Source organism: Moorella sp. E306M (genome assembly GCF_006538385.1).
In the GTDB taxonomy this organism is placed as follows: Bacteria; Bacillota; DSM-521; order Neomoorellales; family Neomoorellaceae; genus Neomoorella.
Genome location: NZ_BJKO01000001.1, coordinates 46,734 through 71,114 on the forward strand (window position 1 = coordinate 46,734; position 24,381 = coordinate 71,114).

The 24,381-nt window shown below is 55.7% G+C and carries 22 protein-coding genes; 5 read left to right on the top strand and 17 right to left on the bottom strand.

Going from position 1 to position 24,381, the window contains the following annotated elements; translation table 11 throughout:
- Window positions 1-159 precede the first annotated feature (159 nt).
- From FLZ89_RS00190 to FLZ89_RS00205, 4 genes are all read right to left on the bottom strand, one after another.
- A complete protein-coding gene (locus tag FLZ89_RS00190) occupies window positions 160-1,587 on the bottom strand; it encodes a sensor histidine kinase (RefSeq protein ID WP_141304073.1) in 1,428 nt (475 codons plus the stop codon).
- A gap of 17 nt (window positions 1,588-1,604) precedes the next feature.
- Complete coding sequence (locus FLZ89_RS00195) at window positions 1,605-2,294, bottom strand: response regulator transcription factor (protein ID WP_141264286.1); 690 nt, start codon at window positions 2,292-2,294, stop codon at window positions 1,605-1,607.
- 169 nt (window positions 2,295-2,463) lie between these two features.
- Entirely contained in the window at window positions 2,464-3,039 is a 576-nt protein-coding gene (locus FLZ89_RS00200; protein ID WP_141304074.1) for a hypothetical protein, read from the bottom strand.
- Window positions 3,040-3,436: 397 nt separating this feature from the next.
- Window positions 3,437-4,003 (bottom strand): spore coat protein, encoded by a 567-nt coding sequence (locus FLZ89_RS00205; RefSeq protein ID WP_141264284.1) that lies wholly within the window; start codon window positions 4,001-4,003, stop codon window positions 3,437-3,439.
- A gap of 233 nt (window positions 4,004-4,236) precedes the next feature.
- Between FLZ89_RS00205 and murJ the strand changes: the two genes are divergently transcribed.
- Genes murJ through FLZ89_RS00220 form a run of 3 tightly spaced genes read left to right on the top strand, consistent with a single transcriptional unit; the run spans window position 4,237 to window position 7,904 of the window.
- Window positions 4,237-5,820, top strand: coding sequence for a murein biosynthesis integral membrane protein MurJ (murJ, locus tag FLZ89_RS00210; protein WP_141304075.1), 1,584 nt, complete (start codon window positions 4,237-4,239; stop codon window positions 5,818-5,820).
- A 16-nt stretch (window positions 5,821-5,836) separates the two neighbouring features.
- Window positions 5,837-7,204 (top strand): Mur ligase family protein, encoded by a 1,368-nt coding sequence (locus tag FLZ89_RS00215; protein WP_141304076.1) that lies wholly within the window; start codon window positions 5,837-5,839, stop codon window positions 7,202-7,204.
- Window positions 7,164-7,904 carry a type 1 glutamine amidotransferase gene (locus FLZ89_RS00220; protein WP_141304077.1) on the top strand — a complete coding sequence of 247 codons (741 nt, stop codon included), beginning with the start codon at window positions 7,164-7,166 and terminating at the stop codon, window positions 7,902-7,904. Before FLZ89_RS00215 ends, FLZ89_RS00220 begins: the two co-directional genes overlap by 41 nt.
- Window positions 7,905-7,922: 18 nt before the next feature.
- Here the strand turns inward: FLZ89_RS00220 and FLZ89_RS00225 are convergent, their stop codons facing one another.
- The 5 genes from FLZ89_RS00225 to FLZ89_RS00245 all read right to left on the bottom strand — a co-directional run bounded on the left by FLZ89_RS00225 (window position 7,923) and on the right by FLZ89_RS00245 (window position 13,605).
- A complete protein-coding gene (locus FLZ89_RS00225) occupies window positions 7,923-10,121 on the bottom strand; it encodes a phosphodiester glycosidase family protein (RefSeq protein WP_141304078.1) in 2,199 nt (732 codons plus the stop codon).
- A gap of 107 nt (window positions 10,122-10,228) precedes the next feature.
- Window positions 10,229-10,909: a metallophosphoesterase gene (locus FLZ89_RS00230; RefSeq protein ID WP_141264279.1), complete on the bottom strand. Its 681-nt coding sequence runs from the start codon at window positions 10,907-10,909 to the stop codon at window positions 10,229-10,231.
- A gap of 21 nt (window positions 10,910-10,930) precedes the next feature.
- A complete protein-coding gene (locus tag FLZ89_RS00235) occupies window positions 10,931-11,938 on the bottom strand; it encodes an isocitrate/isopropylmalate dehydrogenase family protein (protein WP_141264278.1) in 1,008 nt (335 codons plus the stop codon).
- Between the two features lie 103 nt (window positions 11,939-12,041).
- Entirely contained in the window at window positions 12,042-12,704 is a 663-nt protein-coding gene (locus tag FLZ89_RS00240) for a coenzyme F420-0:L-glutamate ligase (RefSeq protein WP_141264277.1), read from the bottom strand.
- Entirely contained in the window at window positions 12,688-13,605 is a 918-nt protein-coding gene (locus FLZ89_RS00245) for an N-acetylmuramoyl-L-alanine amidase (protein ID WP_172613363.1), read from the bottom strand. The genes FLZ89_RS00240 and FLZ89_RS00245 overlap by 17 nt, the downstream gene beginning before the upstream one ends.
- A 201-nt stretch (window positions 13,606-13,806) precedes the next feature.
- On the opposite strand from FLZ89_RS00245, the gene FLZ89_RS00250 reads away from it, so the two are divergent.
- Together FLZ89_RS00250 and FLZ89_RS00255 are read left to right on the top strand one after the other, a co-directional pair.
- On the top strand, window positions 13,807-15,480 hold the full coding sequence (locus FLZ89_RS00250) for a hydantoinase/oxoprolinase family protein (RefSeq protein WP_141264275.1): 1,674 nt from the start codon (window positions 13,807-13,809) through the stop codon (window positions 15,478-15,480).
- Window positions 15,473-16,786 carry a histone deacetylase family protein gene (locus FLZ89_RS00255; protein ID WP_141305243.1) on the top strand — a complete coding sequence of 438 codons (1,314 nt, stop codon included), beginning with the start codon at window positions 15,473-15,475 and terminating at the stop codon, window positions 16,784-16,786. Before FLZ89_RS00250 ends, FLZ89_RS00255 begins: the two co-directional genes overlap by 8 nt.
- A gap of 40 nt (window positions 16,787-16,826) precedes the next feature.
- On the opposite strand, the gene FLZ89_RS00260 is transcribed toward FLZ89_RS00255, so the two are convergent.
- From FLZ89_RS00260 to nuoH, 8 genes are all read right to left on the bottom strand, one after another.
- Window positions 16,827-17,189 (bottom strand): YraN family protein, encoded by a 363-nt coding sequence (locus tag FLZ89_RS00260; protein WP_141264274.1) that lies wholly within the window; start codon window positions 17,187-17,189, stop codon window positions 16,827-16,829.
- A gap of 84 nt (window positions 17,190-17,273) precedes the next feature.
- Window positions 17,274-18,704: an NADH-quinone oxidoreductase subunit N gene (locus FLZ89_RS00265; RefSeq protein ID WP_141304079.1), complete on the bottom strand. Its 1,431-nt coding sequence runs from the start codon at window positions 18,702-18,704 to the stop codon at window positions 17,274-17,276.
- Window positions 18,704-20,233, bottom strand: coding sequence for a complex I subunit 4 family protein (locus FLZ89_RS00270; RefSeq protein WP_141264272.1), 1,530 nt, complete (start codon window positions 20,231-20,233; stop codon window positions 18,704-18,706). Before FLZ89_RS00270 ends, FLZ89_RS00265 begins: the two co-directional genes overlap by 1 nt.
- Window positions 20,230-22,104: an NADH-quinone oxidoreductase subunit L gene (gene nuoL, locus FLZ89_RS00275; RefSeq protein ID WP_141264271.1), complete on the bottom strand. Its 1,875-nt coding sequence runs from the start codon at window positions 22,102-22,104 to the stop codon at window positions 20,230-20,232. The genes FLZ89_RS00270 and nuoL overlap by 4 nt, the downstream gene beginning before the upstream one ends.
- A gap of 26 nt (window positions 22,105-22,130) precedes the next feature.
- Window positions 22,131-22,439, bottom strand: a complete 309-nt coding sequence (nuoK, locus tag FLZ89_RS00280) for an NADH-quinone oxidoreductase subunit NuoK (RefSeq protein WP_141264270.1) — start codon at window positions 22,437-22,439, stop codon at window positions 22,131-22,133.
- Window positions 22,436-22,942: an NADH-quinone oxidoreductase subunit J family protein gene (locus FLZ89_RS00285; protein ID WP_141264269.1), complete on the bottom strand. Its 507-nt coding sequence runs from the start codon at window positions 22,940-22,942 to the stop codon at window positions 22,436-22,438. Before FLZ89_RS00285 ends, nuoK begins: the two co-directional genes overlap by 4 nt.
- On the bottom strand, window positions 22,935-23,339 hold the full coding sequence (locus tag FLZ89_RS00290) for a NuoI/complex I 23 kDa subunit family protein (protein ID WP_141264268.1): 405 nt from the start codon (window positions 23,337-23,339) through the stop codon (window positions 22,935-22,937). Before FLZ89_RS00290 ends, FLZ89_RS00285 begins: the two co-directional genes overlap by 8 nt.
- Window position 23,340: 1 nt before the next feature.
- Window positions 23,341-24,381 carry an NADH-quinone oxidoreductase subunit NuoH gene (gene nuoH / locus FLZ89_RS00295; protein WP_172613364.1) on the bottom strand — a complete coding sequence of 347 codons (1,041 nt, stop codon included), beginning with the start codon at window positions 24,379-24,381 and terminating at the stop codon, window positions 23,341-23,343.

Consider the following 24,381-nt stretch of genomic DNA (forward strand, 5'->3'; position numbering starts at 1 on the left):
TTAGACTTAAACGACCAAAATACCTTGGTTCGCATTATTTCGCCGAAATTCTTCGTAAAACCTTCTGGAAATCATCAGGCTAACACCCTAATTTTGGACGGCACCCCAAAATCCTGGAAATTATAACTAGAGGTGCGGAATATAGGATATATGGAAAAATTATGAAGAACTATTATGGCGGGTAACCGGAATGGTAAAGGTAAACCTGGTACCCTGGCCAGGCTGGCTTTCGACCCAGATTCTCCCCTCATGGGCTTCAACGAAACCTTTGGCAATGGCCAGGCCCAGCCCCGCTCCCCCCTGGGCCCTGCTCCGGGACTTATCGGGCCGGTAAAACCTTTCAAAGACATAGGGGAGATCGGCAGCTGCGATCCCCGGGCCGGTATCAGCCACTGAAACGCTAACTTCGCCGGACTTCTCCTTGATGGTTACCCCCACCTGGCCCTGCGGGGGCGTATAACGCAGGGCATTGCCCAGGAGGTTAATTAAGACCTGGGTAAGGCGGTCCCTGTCCCCTTTTACCTGTATTTCCTGTCCCTCAGTATTGAGGGTTAGAGCAATATTTTTACCTTCAGCTTCAACCTGGAAGAAATTCAACACCTTCTGCACTGCCTCGACCAGGTTGAAAGTTTCCTGGTGCAGGGGGAGTTTTTTCGCTTCGGCCAGGCTCAGTTCCTGCAAATCATGAACCAGCCGGGAGAGGCGCAGGATCTCATCATGCAAGGACATTATTACTTCCGGCTTTGCCTCCAGGGCTCCTGCCTGGAGGGATTCCAGTTGACCCCGCAGGACGGTCAGGGGTGTGCGCAGTTCATGGGCCACATCAGCAACCAGGTTGCGGCGCATGGCCTCATATTTTTCCAGCCGGGCAGCCATGTCGTTAAAGGCTGTCACCAGCTGGACAATCTCTTCATCGCCGGTTAGGACTAGGCGCTGTTCCCAGCCGCCGGCAGCCAGCCTATGTACTGCCTTTGTAAGTTTGCTCAAGGGCCCGGCTATCCGCCGGGCCAGGAAAAAGCCTGCCAGGCCGGCCAGGATTAATACCGCTATACCTGCCAGGATGATCGCCACAGTAACGGAGCGGGTAAAAAGGTCTTCCTGGGACAGGACACCCGGTGGGGTTGTAGTAGTCAACCACAAGGTACCCACCCTCTGGCCATCAACGATAATCGCTGTACCCTGCGCCAATTCCTGTTCGGACAGTCTTTCACCTAACCTGAGCCCATAAGTATCAGCAACAACAAGGCTACTGCTATCGGCCAGGATCACCCTTTCTAAACCGGTCCGACCCCAGCCCAACCCCTGGCCCCGCCCCATACCCTGCCCCCGGACCATGCCCTGGCCCCGGCCGCCATGCCATGGTGTATTAAAAAGCTCCTGGACCCCGGTCCAGTCCCCTCTGTCGCGGTAATAAGCAGTAAAAAAATCGGCCCACACCTGCTGGCGTTTCCCGGCTACCTCATCCAGGTACCCATGAAAGAAAGTCCTGGTGGCCCAGCCTACGGCAACCGCCAGGGTCGCTACCGCCAGGAGAACTACCATGATAAAGGCCAGGGATAACCTGGTCCTGAGTTTCAACCCGCTCACCCTTTTCTGCCCGGAATCTATCCTTCGCCAAATTTATATCCCACACCGTAAACGGTGAGAATGTAGCGAGGATTGGCCGGGTCGTCTTCGATTTTACGGCGCAGGTTGCTGATATGGGTGTCAATGGACCTTTCATATCCCTGGTATGCTTCGCCCAGGGCCGCATCCAGGAGCTGCAACCGGCTGTACACCCGGCCCGGATGCCGGAACAAAACAGATAAAAGATTGAATTCCGTCGGAGTAAGGTTCAGGGGCTGTCCCTTTTTGTATACCTGGAGGCCACTAAAATCTATGGTCAAATCGCCCCTGGTCTGCACCGTATTTTTGGGCTGTTCCTGGCCACCGGTACGGCGCAAGACGGCCCGGATACGCGCCGCCAGCTCGGCTAAACTGAAGGGCTTGGTGATGTAATCGTCGGCTCCCAGCTCCAGTCCTAAAAGTTTGTCTATTTCCTCAGCTTTAGCCGTGAGCATGATGATAGGGACCTGGCTTTCCTTCCTGATTTCCCGGCAGACATCGAGACCGCTCAAGCCCGGCAGCATTAAATCTAAAATAATCAGGTCGGGCTTTTCCTGGCGCGCTTTTTTTAGCCCCATGACTCCATCAGCAGCTATTAAAACTGCAAACTGTTCTTTGAGTAAATACTGCTGGATAACAGTGGCTATTTTTTCTTCATCTTCGATGATTAAGATCTTCTTTTTATCCATCCTTTTCCTCCCCGGGGAGGCTATGTTATTAACTGTTTCGCTACCAGCAGTGTTTTTCCTTTATTACTCCTGATTTAAGAATACCCAGGGGGTAATCCCCCTGGGTAGATACAACTACGGGAACCTTCCTGAAAACCTTTAATTGTACGGTTAAAACTACCCGTACAGGTTACTGTTGACTGCTAGCCGGGCCGCGGCCAAAGCCTGCACCCTGGCCGGCCCGCCCCCTTGGCCCGGCCTGCATCTCCTGGCGTGCTCCGGTATTGCCCGGGGCACCGGCCTTCCAGCCGCCCCGGCCCTGGCCATTGGGACCAACTGTCGTCCGTTCAAGGTTCTGCCCAATCCTCTCCTTCATGTTTTCCAGGCAGTAACTGGCCTGCTCCGGGGTTATCTGGCCGGCGGCCACCTTTTCATCCAGGAGCTTTTGCCTTTCAGCCATTATCGTGTCTACCAGCTGGTCTTTACTAATCCCGTGTTCAGCGGCAATCCCGGCTATGGATTTACCCGCCTGGCGCTCGGCCCTTAAGTCTGCCAGGTCCAGGCCCAGGATTTTGCTGAGTATACCGAGCATCCCTCCCTGGACTCGCCCCAACCCCAAGCCTAAACCTGGACCATAAGTAGTCTGGGTGGATTGCACCGGGGTACCTTCGGCTGCCAGGGAAGACCCGGGCTGGGTTGCCACCAGGAATCCTACCAGCACCAGGGGGGCCGCCACAGCAGCCAGTATCTTTTTGCCCTTCCTCACCTTACATCATCCCTTTCTTTTTTCTCGAAACAACCAGGCCTGTTGTTTCTTGGTTTAGGAATAGCATACCCCAAGAGTCTCAGGATGTTATCAAGAAAATGTTAAGAAGTTCTTAAGATAATAAAGACTTTCCGCGACGATAAAGGCCTCAGAGGCCTGCAAGACATCTGGCTGGGGCGGAAGATGCCCCGCCTCTAATTATGATCTGACTGGATTAGATGAACTGGTTACAGTTTACACCGGGCGGGAAAAGCTTGCAAGGGTTTATAAGCTCCATGGAGAAGTTAACATTGACTTAGAAATCTACTGGAATAAAAAAGCCCTGCCTACTAATAGCAGGCGGGGCGTTTTTGCATGTCTAAGGGGACAGCGGTTGCGCCCAGAATAGCGCGGTTTATTACTGATACTGCCTTATCTGTCCTGTACTAGCTGGGCTGTAAGCATTAATCATGGTACTTGTCGTTACATCCTTCATGGTCGGTACCTGGTAATAGCCTTTTTGATTCATGTACTGCCATACTTCATAAGCCTGCTCGGCGCAGTTAATGGCCCCCTGCTGGATCATGCGCCGCAGCTCCAAGTCGGCACATTCCAAGGAAGCCATCATTCTAAAGGCTGCTGAAGCCTTATGGCATCCCAGCATGCCGCTGGCTACATCCCGGTCATCCATATCTTGAATAGAGGTATTCGGCTTTTGGGTTTCCGGGTTATTTAAGCCGTAAACCGGGGCAGCCGTTCGGGGTATGCGGTAAGGTATCGCCTGGGTGATACCGCGCTGGTTGATGGCTTGAACCATGTTATTATACTCCTGGGTCATAAATTGCAGCTGCTTGTCCAGGATAGAATGAAGCTGGGGATCTTTGACATGGGGGCGGTATAACTGGAATTGATTGATCCCATCGATAGTGTCGCTCAAAACTTCATGGATTTCCATTACTTCATGGGCGCCGTAATGGGCTGCCATAAAAATCTCCTCCTGAAAAAGATAGTTTGGCTCGAAAGTTATTATCTCCCCCTCCCGGTTAAATTATTTAACCAGTCTGGCCGAAAATCCCTTTTCCTCCAGGGAGTACGCTCTGTCAACGTGCCTCCCCTTTCCGTTATACATTCTGTCACCCTAAGGCTTCCTTTTTATAACCTAAAGGATTAAAATACAGGTAGTGTGTCAACAATGCCAAATAAAAAGGAAGCGCAAAAGTGGTAAAACAAGGGACAATGGGGCTGGCCCGCTCGGTAGCTATCATGAGCCTGGCTGCCGGCGTGTCACGGATTCTGGGGTTTTTACGCAATACAGCTATTTCCGCTCTGTTTGGCCAGAACCAGTTAACCGACATGCTCAATACCTCCTTTGTTATCCCGGACACCATCTATTTAATCCTGGTGGGAGGCGGGGTTAGCTCGGCCTTTATCCCGGTTCTGGCCAGTTACCTGGCGGAAGAGAATGAAGATGCCGTCTGGCAGACTGTAAGCATTGCCTTTAATCTGGTCCTGACCCTGGTAGGGGTTGCCGTAACCCTGGGAATGATCTGGACTCCCTGGCTGATACACTTGATAGCCCCGGGCTTTGATGCCGATCAAGTGGCGTATACCGCCTACCTGACCCGGATTGTCCTGGTAGCCATCCTCTTTCACTGCCTGAATGGGGTCTTAATGGGGACAGAGTACGCCTACCAATCCTTTATAGGCACGGCCATCGGCCCCCTGGTATACAACGCCGCCATTATAGTTTTCGGCCTCGCCCTGGCTGAGAAATACAGCATCGCCGCTTTTGCCATTTCCACCTTGATTGGCGCGGCCCTGAATTTCCTGGTGCAGGTCTGGGGAGTATGGCACCTTAAGCCCCGCTACCGGCTGGTCCTGGACCTTAAGCATCCAGGCATTCGCAGGATTTTTAAACTAATGCTACCGGTAACCATTGGCCTTTCCATTGCCCAGTTAAACCTTTTCTTTAACCAGACTTTCATTGCCTCCTACCTGCCCCGGGGTTCCATTAATGCCCTGACTATCTCCAGCCGGGTGGTGCTGGTGCCCATCCTCTTTGCTTCATCCATGGGGATTGCCCTTCTACCGGCCCTGACCCGTATTGCCATGGAGGGGGATTTTCGTTCCTTTACCCGTTACCTGTCGGGCTCTTTAAGGGCCGTGGTTTTCATCTCCATCCCGGCCACGGTGGGTCTAATTGCCCTGGGGCAACCGGTGGTGAGGGTCCTATTCCAGCATGGCCGCTTTACCAGTGCCGACACCCTGGCCACTACCGAAGCTCTGGTCTTTTACTCCCTGGGGATAACAGCCTATGGTGCCTATGAGATTTTGAGCCGGGCCTTCTATGCCACCCAGGATACGGTAACTCCCTTAAAGATCGGCCTGGTTACCCTGGCAGCGGGTACCGCCTTGAATTTTACCCTGGGACCGGCCTTCGGCATCCGCGGCCTGGCCCTGGCCTACTCCCTGGCCGGCTGCGTCAACGTCGCCCTGCTGCTCTATTACCTGCGGCGCAAGGTTGAAGCTCCCCTGGAAGGTCGCCGGTTGCTGCAAACTGCTTTAAAAAGTCTCCTGGCAGCTCTGGTCATGGGCCTTCTCCTGACCCTGGCGGCCGCTCATATTCTGCTCCCGGTAACCTGGCCCCGTCTGGTACGGGAGGGACTGGAACTGGCCCTGCTGATTACCCTGGGAGTTTTGAGTTACGCCGGCCTGGCCTGGTTGTTACGCATGGAGGAACTGGCTATGTTCTTAAGCCTTCTCGGCAGGCGCCTGCGCCGCAGCCAGGCCGCTATGGGTTAAAGGAGGTTCCTAGAAATTGTTGCGTACCTTCCTGGCCATCTGGACTGGTCGCCTGGTAGCATTTATATCCCGCCTTTTGCAACGGGGTGGTACCTCCCTGCCGGGCTATCTGGCCCTGAAAATTGACCCGGATTTAATGGGCCGTTTAGCCTCCAGGTATGAGAAAGTTATTATCGTTACCGGGACCAACGGCAAGACGACGACCACCAACCTCCTGGCCTCAATTTTACGGGCCGCCGGGTTAAAGGTGGTTCATAACAGTGAAGGGGCCAACATGCCCGCCGGCGTAACCACGGCCCTCCTGGCCCGGCGGGGGGAAATTGCTGTCCTGGAAGTAGATGAAGGCACCCTGGGCCTGGTTACCCGACAGGTCAAGGCCGATATGATGATCATTACGAATTTATTGCGGGATCAATTAGACCGCTACCATGAGCTGGAACAACTGGCAGCGGCCATCAGCCGCGCCCTGGCAGCCATCCCGACGGCCACCCTGGTCCTTAACGCCGATGATTCCCTGGTCACTTCCCTGGGCGGGGGAAGGAAGAGGGTCCGCTACTTTGGCCTGGCGCGGACGCCCTGGAGTCAGGCGACAACCAGCGAAGTCCTGGAAGGCCATATCTGTCCCCGCTGCCGCCGGCCCCTGGAGTTTAATTACTATCATTACAGCCACCTGGGGGATTATTTCTGCCCGCAGTGTTCCTACAGCCGGCCACCAGCGGAATATGAGGTCAGGAATTTAGAGCTAAATTCCGGAGGAGCACGTTTTGACCTTGTTTGCCCAGCCGGCAAACTGCCCCTCCGGACCCCCATGCCGGGGATTTATAATGTCTATAATGTCCTGGCCGCTGCCAGTGCCGCCCTGCTATTAAAGATTGACCCGGCAACCGTTGCCCGGGTGGTGGCGACCTTCCTCCCGGGCCAAGGTCGGGCCGAAGCCTTTATCCTGGGCAACAAACATTTGACCTTGATGTTAGTAAAAAACCCCACGGGCTTAAGTGTGGCCCTGAAGACCCTGACTGCCGGCCGCGGAAAAGCGACCTATCTCCTGGCCATCAATGACCTGGCTGCCGACGGCCGCGACGTCTCCTGGCTGTGGGATGCCGACGTCAGTCCCTTGTTACAGGCTCCTTACAACCGGATTATCTGTGCCGGCCTGCGGGCCGGTGATATGGCCCTTTGTCTCAAATACCAGGGGGTAAAAGAGGCGGACCTGAAGGTTATCCCCGACCAGGAAGAAAGCGTCAACTTTTTACTGGGAGAACCAGTCGACGAAGGCCTGATTCTCTGTACCTATACCAACCTGGCCCTGTACCGCCGCATCCTTAAAGCAAGGGGGGCTGTCAGTGAAGTTACGCCTCTGCCATCTCTATCCGGAACTCCTTAACCTCTACGGTGACCGGGGTAATGTCTTAATCCTTCGCCGCCGGGCTGAGTGGCGGGGTATTGAGGTAGAAGTAACCCAGATCTCCCTGAGGGATAAGCTGGACCCTAAGGCCTATGACCTTTTCTTCCTGGGCGGCGGTCCCGACCAGGAGCAGGGGGTGGCCAGTGCCGATTTAGTTGCTAAAGGTCCCTGGCTCAAGGAAGCGGTGGAAGCAGGCGCGGCCCTCTTGGCCATCTGCGGCGGCTACCAGCTCCTCGGCGAGTATTACCGCACCAGCACCGGGGAAACATTACCCGGCTTAGGCCTTTTTGCCGCCTATACCGAGGCCGGGAACAAGCGCTTGAAGGGCAATATTGCCATCCAGGTGGAGGAGTTGGGTACGGACCGGCCGGTGATAGGGTTTGAAAACCACGGCGGCCGCACCTTCCTCCAAGGTGCCCGGCCCCTGGGCCGGGTAATTTACGGCGACGGCAACAACGGCACCGACCAGACGGAAGGTGCCCGCTACCGGAACGCTATCGGCACCTACCTCCACGGCCCTTTATTGAGTAAAAACCCCCACCTGGCCGATTACCTCCTCCGGCTGGCCCTGCAGCGCCGTTATGGCGAAGTCGAACTGCCACCCTTGGATGATTCTTTGGAGCTGGCTGTTAACGAAGAAGTCTACCGGCGCTTTTTGCCCACCAAAGGTAAGTGGTAAAGCGCAACCTGGAGCAAATTATTTCTCGCTAAACACCAGGTTCAGGTTAGCCTGTAAATAACCTTCTTTCATTGCGACAAAGCTATAGCTCCCGGCCACCCCAGCCGTAAACCGGATTCTACCTTGAGCATCCGTCTGGCCCAGGTTCCGGCTGCCTTCCTGGACAGCAACATATTCCCCAAAACAATAGCCTTCCCGGCCGTCCGGCAGGCGCACCTGCAGCCAGCCGTTTTCCAGCCTGGCCAGGACAGCCAGCCGGTAACCTTTCGGTACCAGGGTGATGGCTTTATGCCCTGTTCCCGGGCCTGACCTTACATAAAGGGCTCGTGCCGTTACCCTGCCTAAAGCCGCTGTTGGCTGGACTTGCTGGACCACCGCCCCCGCTACCGGCTCACCTTTATGGCGGACGACCAGGGTTACCTCCTGCCCGGCTACGGGCCGGCCATCTAGAGCCAGCTCCAGGGCGGGATTGATTGCGGCTACAGCTTCCCGGTCACCCAGCCTGACCTTGATCCAGGCATTACTCACCGGCCCGGCCAATGCGAGCTGCCCTTTTTCCGGGTCAAACCGGCCCAGCCCTTCGCTGACCGTCCACTGGTACAAAGAGCTGTCGACATATATTTTATTGCCCTCGGTATCAAAGGCCGTTACTGTAAAGTGCTGGACAGCACCGGGCTGCAGGGTGGCAATAGCCGGGGCAATTTCCAGCCTGTATACCTTATCGACGACAGTAACCCTGGCGGTAGCTTTTACCCGCCCTGTCCGGGCGGTAATCTCACCCTGGCCGGGGTTAGCAGCCTGGAACAGGCCGGGGGAAATAAAGCGACCCACATTCCCCGCCACCTGCCAGGTCACACCGTCAGGTACCGGAGCAGGGTTATAATAATTATCCTGGGCCTTGAGGCTGAATTGCACTTTACTGCCTTTATACACCTTGATTACGTCAGGAACCAGGTATAAATGGCTGAGTTGACCCCGGGGGGCGGTGGAAAAAACAACCAGGCCATTGGTAACCGGCCTTTCCTGACCGTCGGAAGGTTGGTTTAAAATCGATAGCTCATGCTCGCCGACATTTCGGGCCGCCAGCACTGATGAACCGCCACCATCAAGGTTCAGGGCCGCGACTATCCCCCTGGATTGCATAAATGCGGCCAGTTCGTAAAGGGTCATACCGTCACTGTAGCCGGGCTGGCGGCCGTCGGCGACCACTATCTCCAGGCGGCCGTCCTTCGTGAGGCCAACAGCCGTCCGGGGGTGGCGGGACCTCACCAGGGGGTCCGTGCTGTTCGCGGGCAGGACGACCTGCCCGTTTTGCAGGATAATCTCATGGCCGCCCACAGCCTGGACAACATCATGCCAGCGGGTATCGGTAAACCTGATGGTGAAACTAACCCTGTCGCCAGCATGAAGCTGTTTTAAAAACTCCTGGGCCTTCCCGTGGCCGGAGAGGACTACCCCGTCCGGCGGGATGGAGTTATTACCCTTGGCGTCAATCCTGACAGCCACGGTGCCGGTATATGTTCGTCCTGCTTTAACGGGCAGGTCAACGCCTTTCAGAATTATCTCCGTACCGTAGTCATTGGTGCCGGTGCGGGCCGCAAAGGCCGGGGTATAGAGGACCAGCATGTCGGCCCCCCTTTCCCGGTTGACATGGGCGATAGGATAAGTGTAAACCACCCGGGCCACACTTCCGCCTTTTCCCGCTATTTCCCTGGTCACCGTCAGGTAGGCGGCCATAACAGGAGTTCCGATAATGGCTTTTTTGTCCCCGGTCAACCCCAGGGCCGGAAACCCCTGGGGGCTGATTAACAGCTCACCGTTGCTTATCTGCAGGCCGATGGGCAAGTAAGGCACCCGGGTGCTGTAGAAATCACCATTTGTTGCCGCTACTGCAGCCTTACCTTCCTTGGCCAGCCTGGCGGCCATAGCCGTGGGTCTTTCCTGGTCAAGGGCCAGGTTGCCGTGGGATACGGACGTCTCCAGAATTGTAAACTTGTCCCGGGGATCGATAGTTAAAACCTTCACTGCCTCCTTATAGCCGGGAGCAGTAATTTGGTAGGCCGAATACTGCACGCCAGTGGCCAGAGGTATTTTTTCTACCTCAGGTACCACCTGCCAGGAAGCGGCTGCCAGAGACAGCAGGGGATTGGCCAGCAAGCCGACAGCCAGGAAAACAGTCAGAAAGACAGATAAAACCCGTTTCCGTATGTAGTTCATAACTTTTCCTCCAAAAATAGAGACTTCCCTATCTTTAGACGTCCTTAAGGACCTTAAGGTTCCTAAAACTCAGCGACCTGTCCACATAATATGGACAGGTCACCATTTTAACAGGATACCAGAACCGGGGTAAAATTCACATAGTCGGCAGCAACCAGGTGAAAGTTAATGCCCCACTCCTTCCCTGCCAGGGCTTTTTCCTGGTCAGCGCCGTGGAGGTGCCCGTAATAACAGTGACTGACACCATAGCTCTGCATTAGGCTTATAAAATCGGTCGCTTCACCACGACAGGCCGGGGGAAAATGCATCATCACGGCCAGGGGCTCTTCCCGGCGCAGCTTCTGCACACCATTCAGGGCCATCTCCAGGCGCAAAACTTCTCGCCGGTAAACTTTCCCATCCGTCTCTTCATTATATAGAGGGTGCTGGGGGACCAGCCAGCCCCGGGTGCCGCAGACGGCCATTCCGGCAATGATCTCCGGCTTTAAAAGGGCAAGATCCGCATCAAGGATGGCCGCCGCCATTTTACGCTCCGTCTGCCACCAGTAGTCGTGATTCCCCTTCAGGATGCGCTTGGACCCCGGCAGGGACTTGAGGAACTGCAGGTCGGGCAAGGCATCATCGAGGCGCATGCCCCAGCTGATATCTCCCAGGATTAAAACTGTATCCCCGGGGTTGACCACCCTCTGCCAGCGGGCCGCAAGCTTAGCCTGGTGGTTTTCCCATACCGGCCCAAACATAGCCATATCGCGACCCAGGTGCAGATCGGCTATGGCAAATAAGGCCACTCCTACCCCTCCACCAGGCAGCTACGCCTTCTCCAGCTGCCTTACAATAGCGTCGGCCATTTCGCTGGTACCGGCAGTGCCTCCCAGGTCATAGGTTAGGTATTTTCCTTCGGCCAGGACAGCCAGGATAGCCTTCTGAATCCTCGCGGCAGCTTCCTTTTCGCCTAAATGCTCCAGCATCATTACCCCGGAGAGGATGGTTGCCAGGGGGTTAACCTTGTTCTGGCCGGCATATTTGGGCGCACTGCCGTGGATGGGTTCAAAAACAGCCGCCCGGTCGCCGATATTCGCTCCCGGCGCCACCCCCAGGCCGCCTACCAGGCCGGCGCAGAGGTCGGAAAGGATATCACCGTAGAGGTTGGGCAGCACCAGGACATCATATTGTTCTGGTTTCTGCACCAGCTGCATGCTCAGGTTGTCCACAATACGGTCGTCGGCAGTTAGATCGGGGTAATCTTGAGCCACTTCATAAAAAGTCCGCAAGAAAAGGCCGTCGCTGAATTTCATGATATTGGCTTTGTGCCCGGCCGTCACCCTTTTCCTGCCGTTGCGGCGGGCATATTCAAAGGCTGCGCGGGCAATGCGTTCGGAACCTTTGCGGGTGATAATTTTAATACTTTCCGCTGCTTCCTCTCCTACCATATGTTCTATACCGGCATAGAGATCTTCCGTGTTCTCTCGAAAAATGACCAGGTCGACACCCTGGTAGCGGGAGGGTACATTGGGCAGGTTACGAGCCGGGCGAATATTGGCATAAAGGTCAAGTTCTTTCCGTAAAGCCACATTGACACTGCGAAAACCGGTGCCTACCGGCGTAGTAATAGGGCCTTTAAGGGCCACGCCGTTTTTACGAATGGAAGCCAGGGTTTCCTCTGGTAATACGCTGCCGTACTTCTCCTGGGCCGTCTCCCCGGCCGCCACGACTTCCCACTCAAGCTCGGCCCCGCTGGCATCCAGGACCCGCCGGGCCGCAGCAATCAGTTCCGGGCCGGTACCATCACCCGGTATCAGGGTAACCACATGCTTCAACTAAAGCCACCTCCAGAAAATCTCATTACCCCATTATTATACGTTCTCGTCCACTTGCAGGACAAGTAAAAAATCGCCCGTCATTGGGCGATTCTATGGCCATCTATCCCCTCATTTCCCGGCGCTTGAGGATAACTATGGGCGTCTGCTCATCTTCATTGCCAAAGGGATTATCCCTTAAAGCCTCAATTACTGCTTGCCTGTAACGCTTATCAGTGATGCTCAGGATGTCAACACACCCTTTATCATTGACATCGGCAATCACGGCTTCTGCACCGGTAGCCTTTTTAATACCCTGTACTAGCCGGCCCGGGTTTTTAGGTCCCATGACAATATGTCTCTCGTAGGGGTACATGGTACCGGCTATATCATCGATCAGGGCCAGCTCGCGCCCGGCTACAATGTAGAAAAGGCCCTTTTTCTTGATCAACCGGCCCACAGCAGCCGCGGCACAGCCGGCCAGGATGCGCGCTCTACCTGCTTCTTCAATGGCCAGCTGCATGGCCGGCGGCGTGGCGAGACTCCCGTCTTTACCGGGAAAACGGCTTAAAAAACGGGCCAGCCTCCCGGGGCGTACTGTTTCCGGTAAAATAGCCCGTCCCTGGCTAATGGCGACGACACTTTCCGCCAGGCAGATGACATCGCCGGGCGCAGCAATACCGGTACTATATTTTATGGCCAGGCTGACTATATCGTCGTTTTCGGTAATGATATGGGTGCGGATGGGTATTTTATAGAAGAATTTTTTCTCATTCTTCCCGGCCATAGGCATATTTCCCCCGCTGGAAATATTGTTTGATAGCTACAGCGGTAGCCAGGGCTACCTTCTGATGGAAATAGGGGTTGCGCAGCAAACCTTCATCGACCCAGTTGGTAATGGCTACCGGTTCCAGCTTTAAGCCGGGCACCTCCCCAAGGCAGGCCAGCTCCTCGTCTGCTTTAACTCCCCGTACCGGTGTCTTGACCCTGGCCACGATTCTCTCTAAAACCTTTGCCGCCAGTTCCTCATTACCCCGAAAAGCGGGATTATAAAGGACGGCCGTCCCTCGCTGGCATTCATCCTCTGCACCATGCTCGTGAATGCTGATAAAGCAAAAAGTAGCCGGGGTAACTTTCTGCAGGCGTTCCTGCCAGGAGGGGTTTTCCTCTGCCTGGCGGGTCCAGATCACCCGGGCTTTAAAACCCTCCATGACCCGCGCCAGTTCCAGGGCGGTCTTCCACGCCATATCCCGCTCCCAGAGATTGACCGGTCCCCGCCAGCCGCCATCGGTCCCCCCGTGGCCCGGATCGAGTATAATTAATTTATCCCGGTAAAATTCCTGCAGGGGCCGACGGCTGAAGCACAACACCACCCGGTAGGGTATACCTTCTACCACCGTCGACGTCGCCTGGACGGCCTCATCAAGGCTGATGTTAAAAGTAACCTGCCTTTCACCAGGCTCAACCGTTACTTCCCGGAGAATACCGTCCTGGATATAGAGGGGGCCGGGGTACATATTCAGGATGGCCCGGAGGGTCACCCGGCAGGTACCCGGTTCTGGATAGTCGATTGCCACGGGAGGCGGTGCAGTGGCTTCAATGGTAACGGTGCTGAACTGCTCTTCCCCCTCCAGCATTACCTTGCTATAGAAATTAGTCAGCCGGGCGGTGGCTGGCAACTTCTTCACCTCGCTAACAATGTTCGCAGGCAGGCGCAGAACCGCCCGCTATCATTCATATGCCAGGAGTGACCCGCAAATACTACCTTTATATTCTTTTAAAGCATTTTCAAAGTTAAACTCGTAAAACGAAGAAAATAATGGGCCGATAATACATTATCCTTGCAACTCCCGGTTTAAAGTTCTAAAATAAACCTGGAGGCGAGGCAAATGTTTGTAGGACTGGATATGGGTGGCACCCACACCGATGCCGTCCTCATTGCCGGGGGCCGCATCCTGCGTCACTATAAAACAACTACCGACCAGGCGGACTACCTCGGCACTATTACCCGAGCCCTGGAAGCTGTCCTGGCCGGGATCGAACCCTCCGCAATAAAACGCCTCAATTTAAGCACAACTATTTGCACCAATGCCATCGTTACCGGCCGCACCAGCCCCGTAGGTTTGCTCCTGGAGCCGGGGCCGGGCTTAAATCCCGCCGTACTCGCCTGTGGCCAGAAAAACTTCATCCTCTCGGGGTCCATCGACCACCGCGGCCGCCCCACCAGCCCTCTGGTAGAAGCGGAGATTAAGGCTGCCGACAGGGAGCTGCAGCAGGCCGGCATCCGCCACCTGGCCATTGTCGGCAAGTTCTCAACCCGCAATCCGGAGCACGAACTCGGCATCAAGCAGGCACTGTCCCCTGGCTACGATTTTATTACCATGGGCCACCGCCTGTCAGGCCGGTTAAACTTCCCCCGCCGGGTCTTCACCGCCTATCTGAACAGCGCCGTCGCCGCTACCTATAGTTCCTTTGCGGCTGCCATTGAAACTTTTACTGCCAGAAAGAATTTACCCTTTGCTCCCTATATTTTAAAGGCCGACGGCGGCACCCTCTCCCTGGAGGCCTCGCGGGCCTTACCTGTTGAAACCATCCTTTCCGGCCCTGCGGCCAGCGTCATGGGCGCCCTGGCCCTGGTGCCAGCTCAGCAAGATGCTATCATCCTGGATATAGGCGGAACAACCACTGATATTGCTTTCCTGGCCGGCGGTGTGCCCCTCTATGAACCCACCGGCATAAGCCTTGCCGGCTACCCCACCCTGGTGCGCGCGCTGTTCAGCTACTCCCTGGGTCTGGGGGGCGACAGCTGCCTGCGGGTAAAGGAGGGGCGTTTAACCATCGGCCCCGACCGCCAGGGGCCGGCCCGGGCCCTGGGGGGCCCGGCCGTGACCCCTACCGACGCCCTCATTACCCTGGGTCGCCTGGACCTAGGGGATAAGGCCGCCGCCCGCCAGGGCATAGCCGAATTGGGCGATAAACTGGGACTTAGTACACTGAATATGGCCGCAGCGATTTTGCAGCAAATGGCGGGGGAAATTGCCCGGCAGTGTCGGACCCTGCTGGATAAAATCAACAGCCGGCCGGTCTACACCGTCCGCGAAGTGCTGGAAGGTAAACAATTACAGCCCGCCCAGGTGATTGTCATTGGCGCCCCGGCGCCCATACTGGCGGCCGAGCTGGAAGCTGCTTTCGGCCTCCCGGTCACCGTCCCCAACCTGGCCGGGGTGGCCAATGCCATCGGGGCAGCTTTAAGCCAGCCCACTACGGAATTGACCCTCCTGGCCGATACCGAACAGGGACTGCTAACTGTTCCCGAAGAGGGCATCCGGGAAAAGATCCCTGCCGGCTACAACCTGGAGCGGGCCCGTACCCGCGCCCTGGAGCTTTTGCGCGGGCGTCTTTTGCGCCTGACCCCGGAAGCGGCCGGCACCGAGCTGGAAGTAGTGGAAGAACAAGCCTTTAATATGGTTTCCGGTTTTTATACTACCGGTAAAAATATCCGGGTAAAAGTTCAGGTTAAACCCCGGGTCACCCCGCTGAAGGGAGATGGGGATGATGTATAAAGCCGCCCGCCGCCTGGGCCTGGTCTTCTTCCCGGCCTTTGACTGGGCCATCAGCCCTACCCACCCGGAACGGGAAGAGCGGCTCCTCTATACCCAGGACCAGGTCCTGGAAGAAGGCATCCTGGATATCGACGGCATCTATGAATACCGCCCCCGCCTGGCTGCCATAGCCGATGTGGAAAGGGTGCACGTCTGTGTCCCTGATGTCATGTCCCGGATCACCGAATCCCACCTGATAGCCGCCGGCGGCGCTATCGTGGCTGCTGAAGCCGTCCTCAAAGGTGAGGTGGATAAAGCCTTTGCCATCGTCCGGCCGCCGGGACACCATGCCATGCGCATCGTCCACGGCGCCCGTGGCTTCTGCAATATTAATATAGAAGCCATTATGATCGAATATATCCGCCGTCATTATGGTAAAAAGCGCATCGCCATTGTGGATACCGACTGCCACCACGGCGACGGCAGCCAGGACATCTACTGGCATGATCCAGACACCCTTTATATTTCTTTACACCAGGACGGGCGTACCCTCTACCCCGGCACCGGCTTCTTAAATGAGTTCGGGGGACCGAACGCCTTCGGCTATAATTTAAACCTGCCCCTGCCGCCCGAGACAGGCGAAGAAGGTTTCCTCTACGCCCTGGAACATTTCATCCTGCCCGTCCTGGCCGATTTTAAACCCGATCTGGTCATCAATTCCGCCGGCCAGGATAACCATTATACCGATCCCATCACCAACATGCGTTTTTCCGCCCGGGGTTATGCCCGCCTGAATGACCGCCTGCAGCCGGACATTGCCGTCTTAGAAGGCGGCTACTCCATCGAAGGCGCCCTGCCCTATGTCAATGTAGGGATTATTCTGGCCCTGGCTGGACTCGATTATTCCAGCATTCGGGAGCCTGACTACAACCCGGCCAGGGTGGCCCAGTCTTCCCGGGTCAGCGACTACATCGCCCGCCTGTGCGAAGAAACCTACCAGGCCTGGCAGCAGCGGGAAACATTGCGGGCTGAATATGTCCGGGATAAAAAAGAAATCAGCCGCCGGCACCAGATCTATTACGACACCGAGGGGCTGATGGAAACCCAGGAAGAAACAACGCTCGTATGTGATTCTTGCGGCGGGCTCACCTGGATCGACTCGCGAACCGACCGGGGCAGCCACATCCTGGCTATCTTTATCCCCCGCGAGGCCTGCCCCCGCTGCCAGGAAGAAGGCCACGCCCTCTTTGAACGCGCCTCCGCCGAGTCGTACAGGGACGGTATTTACCTCCAGGACCGGGTCCAGGACCTGTTATTAAAGAAATAAATCTGTAATTAAAAAGCCAGGGGTTACCCTGGCTTTACATTTAAAACGCTCCTTTAATAATTTCTATCTCCCTCACTCTCTCCTGCCGGTCCAGCCAAACCGCCACCACATCAAAACGACAGGGGCGGTTGCTCAAACCATGCCCGCTAAGGTAATAGGCCGCCAGGCGGCGCAGGCGCATTTGCTTGCGGGCGTCAACTGACTCCTGGGGTGTACCGAAGGTAGCTGTCGAACGGGTGCGTACCTCGACAAAAACAACTGCCTCGCCGTCGGCAGCAATAATGTCTATTTCCCCCAGGGGGCAGCGGTAATTACGCGCCAGCAGCCGGTAGCCGCTGCGCTCTAAATAGGCAGCGGCGGCCGCCTCGCCTCGCTGGCCGCGCCGCCGCCGCGCCACAGTCATGCTGGCTCACCTCGCCTTGAGGGCTAAAGGCTGAAGCCCTGTAAACGTTTCACCTGTTCAATGAGATCGCTAAGATGGGAAGCCTCAGGGCATAAAAAAGGCTACCGCCGAGTTCATGGCATAATTGGTCAGGGGTGTCGGGTAAATCCCCAGGAGGAAGAGGACTAGCAGAGACACTATCATGGCTACCTGGAGGCCGGGAGCTACCCGCACCGGCCGGCTCCCCTCCGGCGGGTTACCCAGGTACATGGCCTTGGCCACCAGCAGGTAGTAGTAGACAGAGACCATGCTCATAAGGATACCGAGGATGGCCAGCCAGATATAACCCTGGGATATAATGGCCATAAACAGGTAAAACTTGCCGACGAAGCCGGCCATGGGCGGTATCCCCGCCAGGGACAGCAGGGAAAAAAGCATTACCGCCGCCACCAGGGGCGAACGCCTGGCCAGGCCGGCATAATCCCTTATCTCATCGCTCCCATCGGTGTTGTAGAAAGCCGTGGCTGCCATAAAAGCGCCCATGTTGCCGAAGACGTAGAGCATGGCATAGTACATGATAGCCCCTATACCTAAGACCGAGAAGGATACAACACCCAGGAGCAGGTAGCCGGCCTGGGAAATGCTGGAATAGGCCAGCAGCCGCTTGATATTGGTCTGGGGAATGGCCACGAGATTCCCCAGGACCATGGTCAGCACTGCCAGGGCAATAAAGAGCTGCACCCAGAAGTTGTGCAGGTCCGGCAGGGCGCCAAAAAACACCCGTACCAGGGCGGCAAAACCGGCGGCCTTGGAGGCAACCGATAAGAAACCCGTTACCGGCGTCGGTGCCCCTTCATAAACATCGGGAGACCACATGTGAAAGGGTACGGCCGTTACCTTAAAAGCAAAGCCGGCCAAAAGAAAGATGGTTCCCAGGAGGAGGGCCGGGCTGGCGCCACCGGCCGCAACTGCCTGGCCTATCTCCTTGATTACCGTGCTCCCGCTGGCCCCATAGACCAGGCTCAAGCCGTACAGGAGAATGGCCGAGGACATGGCCCCTAGCAGGACGTACTTGATACCTGCTTCGGCCGATTTGGCATCATCCAGGCGATAGGCGGCCAGGATGCAGAAAGTAATGGTCATCAGCTCCAGGCCCAGATAAAGGCTGATCAGCTCGCCGGAAGAAGCCAGGACCATCATCCCCAGGGTGGCCAGCACCAGCAAAGCATAATATTCTCCCTGGTTAAAGCCCATCTTTTCTACATATTCAAAAGAACAAACTGCAGTCAGCAGAGCCGCGGCCAGGAATAAGACTTTAAAATAGGTGCCAAAGGGGTCGATAACATAACCGCCCAGAACTACCCCGCTGGCATCCCGCATGCTGAAAGCTACCACCATCAGGCCGGCCAGGCCGGCGGCTGCTACATAGCCAATACCCCGGCGGTCGTTTTTGGGTACCAGAAGGCCTAAAGCCAGCAGCCCCAGGCCTAAAGCCGCCGTCAATATTTCCACCGTTAGTAGCTGCAGACTAGCCATTAAAAGATACCCCCAATCGCCTTCGCAGCTTCTATTTTAGCTACGAGCGGGGCTACGCCGCTGTTAATCATGTCAATCTGAAGGGAAGGCAGCAAGCCAAAGAGGATCAGGGTGGCCACTAATACAACAATGGGCACCATCTCCACCCCGCGGGCATCTTCCAGGTGATCCCATTCGTGTTTCCGCGGGCCAAAGAAGGTGTTCTTGACCACCCGCAATACATAGGTGGCCGTGATGACTATACCGGAGATGGCCAGTATCGAGAGGATGCGGTACGAGAGAACACCGCCCAGCAAAGACTGCTCCCTGGTGAAGGAGCCGATGAAAATGAGAAACTCGGCCACAAAGTTGTTAAGTCCCGGGAGGCCCAGGGAGGCCAGGCCGCCGATAAGGAAGCCGGCTGCTACCCGCGGCATCTGGTGGGCCAGGCCGCCAAAGCGGGCGATTTCCCTGGTATGGGCCTTGTGGTAAACATTACCCACCAGGGCAAAGAAGAGGGCCGTCATGATACCGTGGGCAAACATCTGGGCTACCGCCCCGTTCAGGCTTAAAGTGTTAAGGGCTGCTATCCCCAAAAGAACGTAGCCCATATGGCTGACGCTGCTATAGCCGATAACAAACTTGAGGTCTTTCTGGACCATGGCAATCATGGCCCCGTAGACCACATTCACTATACAGAGAACGGCAATGAGGGGCGCCCAGTATTTGGCTCCTTCCGGGAAGAGGAAAAGGCCCACCCGGATGAGACCGTAGGCTCCCAGCTTCATCAAGACACCGGCGTGGAGCATACTGACAGCCGTCGGAGCGGCCACATGGCCGTCCGGTGACCACAGATGCAGGGGCCAGATAGGCACCAGCACCCCAAAGCCGATTAACATCAAGAAGAAAACAAATTTCTGGAAGCCCAGGTCATACTTCACCGTGGCCAGGGTCTGGATGTCAAAGGTGGCATGGCCTAGCTGCTGGGCAGCGTACAGGAAGGTGGCAATAATACCAATCAGGGCAAAAGCGCTGCCGACCAGGAGGTAAAGGGTCAGCTTCATGGCCGCGTACTCTTTCCTGGTGCTGCCCCAGATGCCTATTAAAAGGTACATGGGGATCACCGCTACCTCAAAGAAGAGGTAAAAGAAAAAGAGATCGCGGCTGATGAAGACCCCGAAAACCCCCGTCACCAGCATTAACAGGAAAATGAAGAATTCCTTCACCCGTTTGGTCATATCCCAGGAGGCAAAGACGCCGGTGAAGATGACGATGGCCGTCAGCAGTACCATAGGCATACTTAACCCGTCGACACCGACGGAGTAATTAATGCCGAAGGACGGAACCCAGGGAACATCCTGAAGGAATTGCAGGCCCCCCCGGCCGTAATCATAGAGTACGTAAGCCAGGATGGCCAGCACCAGGGAAACAAAGGTGGCCACAGCGGCGGTGATTTTGATGGTCAACTCTTCCTTTTCCGGGATTAGCAGGATCAGGAGCAGACCCACCACTGGGGCCAACATAATGGCCGTCAAGATGGGAAAATTCACTGGATCACACCTCCTAACACCGGTGACGCCATCCAGAGGGCAATAATCACTACGGCGGTAAAGATGACCAGGGCATAGGTCTGCAGATTCCCCGTCTGGAGGAGGCGGAGTTTCCGGCCCGAGATACGGGTCATATCGCCAACACCGTCAAAGATGCCGTCAACTACATGACGGTCGTGCCAGTTAAAGGCTTCCGACAGCCCCAAAACAACGCGGCGGAAAAGCCACATATAGATTTCGTCGATATAAAATTTGTTTACCAGCAACGTATAGATGCTGCGATAACGGTTAGCCAGTTTTTCCGGCACGTCGCTGGGACGGCCATAGAAGAGCCAGGCCAGACCGATACCCGCCAGGGCGACGAGTACGGAAATGAGCATGACGGCATAATTGGGCTCAACGTGATGGGGCTCGCCGTAATAAACAAAGGTACTGAAGCCGTGTTCGGTGAAGGGCGTACCCACGAAACCGACTACCACCGTAAGCACGGCCAGGATAATGAGGGGCACGGTCATAGTTAAAGGCGACTCATGGCCGTGTAGCCCGGCGCGCCGGTCGCCAAAGAAGGCCACGAAGATCAGGCGGAACATATAAAAAGCCGTCAGGAAGGCCACCAGGGTGCCCAGGATATAAAGGCCGGTAAAGCCGTGGTCAAAGGTTGCGGCCAGAATCTCATCCTTGCTCCAGAAACCCGCCAGGGGCGGTAACCCGGCCAGGGCTAAAGCCGCAAGGATAAAGGTGCCGGCGGTAATCTTCATATCCTTGTATAAACCACCCATGCGGAAAATATCCTGTTCTTCCAAAGCATGAATCACACTGCCGGCTCCCAGGAAGAGAAGGGCTTTAAAGAAGGCATGGGTCATGAGATGGAACATGCCGGCCGTCATGCTGCCTACGCCCATGGCCATGACCATGTAACCCAGCTGGCTCATGGTAGAGTAGGCAAGTATCCGCTTGATGTCCCGCTGGGCAACGGCAATGGTGGCTGAGAATAAAGCCGTAAAGCCGCCTACATAGGCCACCAGGAGCATAACCCCCGGCAGGCTGGCAAAGAGGACAAAAGCCCGCGCCAGTAAATAGACACCGGCAGCCACCATGGTCGCGGCATGGATCAGGGCGCTCACCGGCGTGGGGCCTTCCATGGCATCAGGCAGCCAGACATGGAGGGGAAACTGGGCCGACTTGCCGATGGGGCCGATAAATACCAGGGCCGCCGCCAGGGCTAAAAAGCCCGTATTTTGATAGCCGGGAATGGCCTCTGCCAGTTCCCGGAAATTAAAGGTCCCAAACATGGCAAAGAGGAAGAAAAAGCCCAGCATAAAGCCAAAATCGGCCACCCGGTTGGTTACAAACGCTTTCAAGCCCGCCCGGGCTGCCGCGTGTTTATGATAGTAAAAACCGATAAGGAGGTAAGAACAGAGTCCCACCAATTCCCAGAAGAAAAAGATCATAAAGTAGTTATTGGCCAGGACCAGTCCCAGCATGGAGGCACTGAAAAGGGAGAGATAGCTAAAGAAATTAGAAAATCCCGGGTCACCGTGCATATAGCCTACTGAGTAAATTTCTACCAGCAGGGCCACCAGGGTAACTACCAAAAGCATTACTGCAGTCAAGGGGTCAATTAATATCCCGGCTTCAATCTTTAAAAGTCCCGGGATCTGCAGCCACGGGACAGCATATTCCACCGGCTTCTCCATGGTTACACCCAGGAGGAAAACTTGCCGTAATACTCCTACGGCCATGACAAAGCTGGCCGCAATGGCGGCAATAGCCACCAGGGCGCTTAAAAGGCGCACTTTACGCGTGAGAAAAATAATGATAGGAAAAGCAATAGCGGGAAAAACAGGTATCAACCAGGCATATTTGATCACGGGATATCACCTGCCTTATTGACGAATTACCATTTGAGCCAGTCAAGGTCATCCACGTTGCTGTCCAGGCGCCGACGGTAGATATTTAAGACCAGAGCCAGGCCGACGGCTACCTCGGCTGCGGCCACGACAATGACAAAAATGGCAAAGATCTGGCCTGTCACCCGGGCCGGCTCCAGGAAATGGTTAAAAGCCACCAGATTAATATTGACCGCATTGAGCATGAGTTCAATTCCCATTAAAACAGCGACGGCATTTCTCTTGGCCAGGGCACCAAAGAGGCCGATGCAGAAAAGCAGGCCCCCCAGGGCCAGGTAGTGATTTAAGGTAATCACTGGTCCTGTTTCCCTCCCCTCGCCAGGAGAATAGCTCCTACCATGGCCACCAGTAAGAGCACGGCCGCTATTTCAAAGGGGAGGGCAAACGGGCCCAAAAAAGCCTCGGCAATAGCTCCGACATTACCTGCCGGAGCCTGGCCGGGAGTAGCCACCCAGTATATGCGGGCTGTTGCCAGGGTGATTACGATAAACAGGGCCAGGGAAACAACGGCCGCCGCCAGGTAATTGACATTAAACAGGTTGCTGGCCCGGATGTCGCCCCGCCGGGTCAGCATAATGGCAAATACAATTAGAACGGCAATAGCACCGGCATAGACCAGGAGCTGCACGGCCGCCAGGAACTCGGCGCCTAGCAAGATATAGAGCCCGGCAACGCCGGCAAAGGTTAAAACCAGGTACAGGGCGCTGTGCACAATATTTTTTAATATGACTACGGCCAGGGCGGAAGCGGTAATAATCGCCGCCAGCAGCCAGAAGAAAAGGGCAGTTATATCAGGCACCTTTTTTCACCTCCGCTGCCGGGCCGGCCAGCAAATCATGTTCGGTATCCTCATAACGATAGCAGGCCAGCTCGAAATCGGGCTGCCAGTGCAGGGCGTCCTGGGGACAGCTTTCTACACACAGGCCGCAGAAGAGACACTGGCCAAATTTCACCCGGTAACCGGTAAGCCTGCGTTTCTTCTGCTCATCGCGCTCGCTCTCGATAGTTATGGCATGGTTGGGGCAGGCGCTGGCGCACAGGCCACAGGCAATACACTTCTCCCTGTCCAGGCGAAAGGAACCGTGGGAAGCCGGGGGCAGGTTGGGCCGCCGTTCCGGATACTGTTCTGTTAAGGCCTTGCCAAAAAAGAAGTGCCAGGTAATACTTAAACCCTTTAATAAACCTTGCCCGAACATCCTACCACCTCCCCAGGGTCAGCAGCTGGTAAACCTTAATTCCCACGCCGGTCACCAGGATGTTGGCCAGGGACAGAGGTAACAATACCTTCCAATTAAAGCCCAACAGGTGGTCGATGCGAATGCGGGGAAAGGTCCAGCGCACCCACATAAAGATGAAAATCATAATATAGACTTTAATGAGGAACCATAACCACGAGGGTAGCCACGGTCCGTGCCAGCCCCCGAGGAAAAGGGTTACCGCCAGGGCGGAAACGCTGACCAGGTTGGCATACTCCGAGAGATAAAAGAGGGCGTAGCGCATGCCGGTGTATTCCGTATAGGGGCCGGCGATGATCTCCTGCTCCCCTTCGACCAGGTCAAAGGGGGCGCGGTTTACTTCCGCTGTGGCCGCAATAAAGTAAATAAGGAAAGCCAAAGGCTGGAGCAGGATATACCAGATCCTTTCCTGGGCCGCCACTATCTGGGAAGTCTGCAGGGACCCGGCCAGCATAATTACCCCCAGGATGGAAAAGGTCAGGGGGATTTCATAGCTTACCATTTGGGCCACGCAGCGCATACTCCCCAGCAGGGCGTATTTATTGTTGGCCCCCCAGCCGCCCATTAAAATGGCAATAGTTGTGGTCGAGGCCACTGCCAGGAAGTAAAAGACACCAATATTCAAATCAACAGGGATCATCCCTTTGCCAAAGGGGATGATGGCATAGACCATGACCGCCGGGATAAAGATTATTACCGGCGCAATAATAAAAACCCATTTATCAGCCCCGCGGGGTATAATATCCTCCTTGCCCAGGAGCTTTACAGCATCGGCTACCGACTGGAGGAGCCCACGGGGGCCCAGGCGGTTGGGCCCGAGCCGCTGCTGCATATAAGCGCTTACCTTCCGTTCCAGGTAAATCAAATAAATGGCATTAAGAAAGATAAAGGCTAGGACACCCACCAGGTACAGGAGGCCCATCCCCAAGGTCTGGACCCACGGCGGTGCCCCGGCAAGCAGCCCCTTTAAATAGGCGGCTATGCCAGTAAATATATTTTCCAT

What these genes read in the sequence shown, in the direction of transcription:
- FLZ89_RS00225 (WP_141304078.1), bottom strand. Translation starts at nt 10,121, where the DNA reads ATGAACTACATACGGAAACGGGTTTTATCTGTCTTTCTGACTGTTTTC.
- nuoH (WP_172613364.1), bottom strand. Translation starts at nt 24,381, where the DNA reads ATGGAAAATATATTTACTGGCATAGCCGCCTATTTAAAGGGGCTGCTT.
- FLZ89_RS00255 (WP_141305243.1), top strand. Translation starts at nt 15,473, where the DNA reads ATGTATAAAGCCGCCCGCCGCCTGGGCCTGGTCTTCTTCCCGGCCTTT.
- FLZ89_RS00205 (WP_141264284.1), bottom strand. Translation starts at nt 4,003, where the DNA reads ATGGCAGCCCATTACGGCGCCCATGAAGTAATGGAAATCCATGAAGTT.
- FLZ89_RS00195 (WP_141264286.1), bottom strand. Translation starts at nt 2,294, where the DNA reads ATGGATAAAAAGAAGATCTTAATCATCGAAGATGAAGAAAAAATAGCC.
- FLZ89_RS00265 (WP_141304079.1), bottom strand. Translation starts at nt 18,704, where the DNA reads ATGGCTAGTCTGCAGCTACTAACGGTGGAAATATTGACGGCGGCTTTA.
- FLZ89_RS00240 (WP_141264277.1), bottom strand. Translation starts at nt 12,704, where the DNA reads ATGGCCGGGAAGAATGAGAAAAAATTCTTCTATAAAATACCCATCCGC.
- FLZ89_RS00260 (WP_141264274.1), bottom strand. Translation starts at nt 17,189, where the DNA reads ATGACTGTGGCGCGGCGGCGGCGCGGCCAGCGAGGCGAGGCGGCCGCC.
- FLZ89_RS00250 (WP_141264275.1), top strand. Translation starts at nt 13,807, where the DNA reads ATGTTTGTAGGACTGGATATGGGTGGCACCCACACCGATGCCGTCCTC.
- FLZ89_RS00290 (WP_141264268.1), bottom strand. Translation starts at nt 23,339, where the DNA reads ATGTTCGGGCAAGGTTTATTAAAGGGTTTAAGTATTACCTGGCACTTC.